The organism is Amycolatopsis sp. NPDC003676 (assembly GCF_053587275.1).
In genome coordinates, this window is the sequence record NZ_JBSFNS010000320.1 from 1 (window position 1) to 1295 (window position 1295).

The 1295-nt window shown below is 68.1% G+C and carries 1 protein-coding gene and 2 pseudogenes; all 3 read left to right on the top strand.

Going from position 1 to position 1295, the window contains the following annotated elements:
* A pseudogene (locus tag ACWDNU_RS46060) lies at window positions 1-312 on the top strand (hypothetical protein); the annotation flags it as partial.
* Window positions 309-821 (top strand): hypothetical protein, encoded by a 513-nt coding sequence (locus tag ACWDNU_RS46065; RefSeq protein ID WP_355273963.1) that lies wholly within the window; start codon window positions 309-311, stop codon window positions 819-821. The pseudogene ACWDNU_RS46060 and the gene ACWDNU_RS46065, both read left to right, overlap by 4 nt.
* A gap of 278 nt (window positions 822-1099) precedes the next feature.
* Window positions 1100-1295, top strand: a pseudogene (locus ACWDNU_RS46070) (hypothetical protein); the annotation flags it as partial.

A 1295-nucleotide genomic window follows, 5' to 3' on the forward strand; every position in this document is an offset into this window, starting at 1 on the left:
GCGAAGGCGAAGGCGATGTGTGCGTCGCCCTGGCCGGTTTCCGGGTCGATGCCCTGGGTGGGGCGGTGGTGGTACTCGAAGGTGCCCGCGATGTCCTACCTCGACATCCTGCGCGACGTGGCCGACCGCTCCACGGTCCCGGTCGCCGCGTACCAGATCTCCGGCGAGTACGCGATGATCACCGCCGCCGCCGAGCGCGGCTGGATCGACCGCAGGGCCTCGGTCCTGGAGTCGCTGATCGGCATCCGCCGGGCGGGCGCCGACATCGTGCTCACCTATTGGGCGACCGAGGCTGCACACTGGCTGTCGTGATCGTTCCACCGCAGAAACCCGAATCCCGCCCGATGCCCGAGGATGTCGGCACCGCACGTCAGCTGTGGTGGGCCGTGTCCGGGCTCGGGGTCGTCTACACCGGCGCAGGCATCGCCACCATGACCGGGCAGCGCGACGAGCTGAGCAAGCAGTTCCTCGACGAGATGCACAAGAGCGACCCGAATTTCCCCGCGTCCACGGTCGATGTGATGGTGCTGCTCGCCTTCGGGCTGACCGCGGTCGTCGGGCTCGTGCTCGCCGGGGTCACCGTGCTGATCGCGCAGCAGCTCGGCAAGGGCAAGTCCTGGGCGCGCACGGTGCTCACCGTTGTCGCGGTCTGGCTGGGGATGGGCGCGGTGGCCACGATGTTCGCCTTCTCCGGCGACACCTCGGTGGCCACGATGATCGCCGGTGGCACCGCCATCGTGCAGGGCGTGCTTGCGGTCGGCGCCGCGTACCTGAGTTACCGGCCGGAATCGACGAAGTACTTCCAGCTGAACCGTCGGTGAACGCGAGGTTGAACACCGACGTCTTTGGTCACTGACACGCCACAGTGTATGGTGAGCATGATCACAGGGATTTGGGGTAATCCCGGTGATGTGACCGGTGGCAGAACCGGGGGATTCGGAGGCAATGATGCGCGTGGTGATCGAGCAGCAGCACCGCCTGCGGCGCGACCTGTTGGTCATCGGCTTGATGGTCCTGCTGGCCGTCGTCACCATCGCCCTGATCCTGTTGCCGAGCCTGGTCGGCTGATCCTCGGGCGCCCAGGCGCCGCGGTCCTCCCATGGTGTTGTTCTCCGAGCCCGGCGCGCGGTGGCGCGCGGTCGCCTACGGCCCGCTGCTGTGCGCGGTGATCCTGCTGGTGGAATGGCTCGCGGGCAGCACCCTGCACGGGTTCGCCCTCGGTTTCTGCGCCGTCGCCATCGGTGGTTTCACGGTGCTGCAGGTGATCGCGGGCCGCACCCACGCCCGGGTCGAAC